Here is a 3,142-nt window from a genome sequence, read left to right as displayed (position 1 = left end):
GAAGAACTACGAGCGAGAGTGCCGGGCATGGTGAGATGGGAGAGCACCGTCGGGTGGTTCGAGTAGGTGACGTCTTTGATGGAGCGCGCGGCGGCGCCGCCGGAAACCCCCCCGCGTAGGACGGCGGGCGGCGCCAGTGGTGAATAGGAGACGGCCGCCCGCGCCGCCGCCGTCACCGCCAGCGCCGCCGCCGTGACCTGGCGGGAAGGCGTCGAAAGGCAGGGGCAGGGAGGGGCGGGACGGCGGGGGGTCGCGGCTGTCTTCGACGACGACGGGGTCCAGATCTTCAAACCCGCCGCCGGGCATGCCGTCGTTGCTGTTTCCGGGCGAGGGAGGTTTGCCGGGGTTGGGGCCTATGGACACCAGGAGGATGGGCGGCGTGACCCAGACGCGGCTGCCATCGGGCCTGCGTACCCAGTGGGCGGGATCTCCCCATTGCAGTTCGCATCGTTCGTCGCGGGAGCTGCCGGGATCGCAGAGGTCGCAGTCATGGTCGCAGTCGGATGTGTACTTGCGCTGCTCAGGCGGCTGCTCATGCCTTTGCAGTTGCAGGGCGAGCTGGGGCGGCAGGGGCAGTTGCGACAGCGTGGCCGATGGCGTTGGCGCTTGCGCTGGCGCGGCGAGCGCGGGTGGCGGGGTGCTGCCGTCGGGCTGCGGCGCGGGGGCCGGCGCGAGCGGCGGGGCGATGGGCGGGCGGGTTTGCGCGGCGGCTCATCTCATGGGTAAAAAGACGCCAGAAATGGACGTTATTGCGTCGTCATTTGCATCATGGGCGCGGGCCGCCATGAAGGGCCTGGCGGCGCAGAGAAGGCGCGGCAGGCAGGCTTGCGCTGCCCGCGCCTGCGGGGCTGGCGGCATGGGCAGCCCAAAAAGAGGAGCGAATTCAAGGGTCTGAAAACAGCTTTCGCGCTCTTTCCACTAGGACGTCATGCTATGAAACAAGGAGCGAAATCAGGCTTTGCTGAAGCGGCTTTCCGTTCGCTTCGCATGCCATTCAGCCTGCCAGCGCGGCGGCGGCGGTGCGGTGTGTGGCGGCGTCCACAAGGATGAGCGCGCCCAGCGCGCGGCTGGTGGCAAAGGGCGCGGCGGGGATGGCTTCTTGCAAGGCCAGCTCGACGCGGCCGATGGCGTTGGCTTCCAGGCGGTCGGCGTTTTGGGGCTGGAGGGTGTGGATGTCCAGCCGGTGGAGCACGCGGCGGGCTTTGGCCTTGAGCCAGCGGTGGCCGTGCAGCGCCCAGTAAACGCGCCCCGGGGTGAGCGGCTCGTCGTCAAGCCAGCAGAGGGGGGCTTGCAGCTCGCGTGTGACGGGCCAGGCGGGCTGGGCGGCGGGGGTGTCGAATTCGTCGAATTCGCCGGCTTCACCGGCTTGGCTGCCGCTGGCGGGCTGGGCGGCGGCGGTGATCCAGTCGCCGCGCGAGAGGTCGAGTTCGCGGTCGAGCACGAGGCCGGCGCTGTGTCCGGCGTTGATGCCGGACTGCGGCTGGCGCGTGTGGTCCAGCACCTGGGCGATGCGGGCCGTGTGGCCGCTGGGCAGCAGTTGGACGGCCTCGCCCGCGCGGGCTTGTCCGGCGGCCACGCGGCCCCAGAAGATGCGGCGGCCCTGGCGGGTGTCGCTGGAGGAGGCGTTTTTTTCCACCCATTGCACGGGAAAGGCCAGGGGCAGGGCGCTTTCGCTGGGCGTGACGGGCAGTTTTTCAAGCAGCGGCAGCAGCGCGGGGCCTTGGTAGCCGCACCAGCCCGGTTCGTCAGGGTTGGGCGCGGCCACGTTCCAGCCCATGAGGGCGGAGATGGGCACGATGGCGGCGGGCTGTATGCCCGCTTCTTGCGCGAAGGCTTGCAGCGCATCGCGGATGTGGGCAAAGGCGGCGGCCGGTTGCGCCACCGCGTCGAGCTTGTTGATGGCAAAGACGATGGAGGGCACGCGCAGCAGGTGCGCGAGCAGGGCGTGGCGGCGCGTTTGCGGCAGCAGCGCGGGCAGGGGGGCTTGCCAGTCGATTTTGGTGGCGTCTATCAGCACTACGGCAGCGTCGGCCTGGCTGGCGGCGGTGACCATGTTGCGCGTGTATTGCTCGTGGCCGGGGGCGTCGCCGATGATGAATTTGCGCGCTTCGGTGGCGAAGTAGCGCCAGGCCACGTCGATGGTGATGCCTTGCTCGCGCTCGGCTTGCAGGCCGTCGGTGAGCAAGGCCAGGTCGGTCTGGCCGCTGCGGGTGACGCCGGCCAGGTGGTCTTGCAGCACGGCGCGGCTGTCCAGCAGCAGGCGGCCAATGAGGGTGCTTTTGCCGTCGTCCACGCTGCCGCAGGTGATAAAGCGCAGGGCAGGGCGGGTGGCGCTGGCGTCAGCGGGCGTGGGTGCGGCGGGGGCGGATGCGGGAGAAGTCATGGCTGCAAAGGGTGTGAGGGGTGGATGAAAAGCGGTGGCGCTGGCGGGCTGGAACGGGTCAGGCTGGAGAGATGGTCACGCCTTGGCTTCGGGCAGCGCAGGGGGCGGGGCTGTCATGGCGCAGCACGCAGAAAGACCAGTGCCTGCGTGCATGGGCGCTTTGGCGCTGCCAGCCCTGGCGCTGGAGCTGATGGGCCAGCAGGCGGTTGAAAACGCCATGCCCCACCAAAAGCACGGAGCCATGCCGCGCCGCCAGCGCGGCCAGCCAGAGGGCGGCTTGCGCGGCGCGCAGGCGGGCTTGCGCGAGCGATTCGCGGCCGCAAGCGATGCCTGCCAGCCATGCCAGCCGGGCCAGCGCTGCCCAGGCGCTGGCGGGCAGGCGCAGCAGGGGCCAGCGCGCGGCGGGCGTGGGCAAAGCGGCTTCGCGCAGCAAGGCTTCAGCTTGCGCGGGGCGCACGCCCAGCAAGGCGGCTGATGAGAGGCTGCGGGGCAGATCGCTGCAAACCACGGCGCCGCACGGGCGCGCCTGCTCCAGCGCAGCGGCGGGCGGCGGGCAGGCGGGGGTGACGGGCGCGGCGTCGTAGCGGCGCACCCAGTCGGGCAAGCCGCTGTCCCTTATCCACATATCCGCGCCCACGAGACGGAGTCCCTTATACTCTTCCCTCTTCTGCCTGTAAAAAAAAAAACCTCGTATGCCGTCTTCCTCTTTTTAAAACTATACTTATCACAACTCGCAACCTGTCATCACAACTACACACA

Annotated in this window: 3 protein-coding genes; all 3 read right to left on the bottom strand. The window is 69.4% G+C overall.

All coding sequences use genetic code 11. The annotated features are described in order from the left end of the window. Window positions 1-290, bottom strand: a 290-nt coding sequence (locus tag C1720_RS14370) for a hypothetical protein (protein WP_233200078.1), incomplete at its 3' end; no start/stop codon positions are given. A 704-nt stretch (window positions 291-994) separates the two neighbouring features. After that, entirely contained in the window at window positions 995-2,383 is a 1,389-nt protein-coding gene (locus C1720_RS12465; RefSeq protein WP_102284692.1) for a sulfate adenylyltransferase subunit 1, read from the bottom strand. Window positions 2,384-2,441: 58 nt separating this feature from the next. Beyond that, entirely contained in the window at window positions 2,442-2,987 is a 546-nt protein-coding gene (locus C1720_RS12460) for a histidine phosphatase family protein (RefSeq protein WP_199171039.1), read from the bottom strand. Window positions 2,988-3,142 lie beyond the last annotated feature (155 nt).

Origin of the sequence: Ottowia massiliensis, from assembly GCF_900240305.1 — a bacterium.
Lineage (GTDB): Bacteria > Pseudomonadota > Gammaproteobacteria > Burkholderiales > Burkholderiaceae_C > Ottowia > Ottowia massiliensis.
This window is presented reverse-complemented; position numbering and strand designations above follow the sequence as displayed.

What these genes read in the sequence shown, in the direction of transcription:
- C1720_RS12465 (WP_102284692.1), bottom strand. Translation starts at nt 2,383, where the DNA reads ATGACTTCTCCCGCATCCGCCCCCGCCGCACCCACGCCCGCTGACGCC.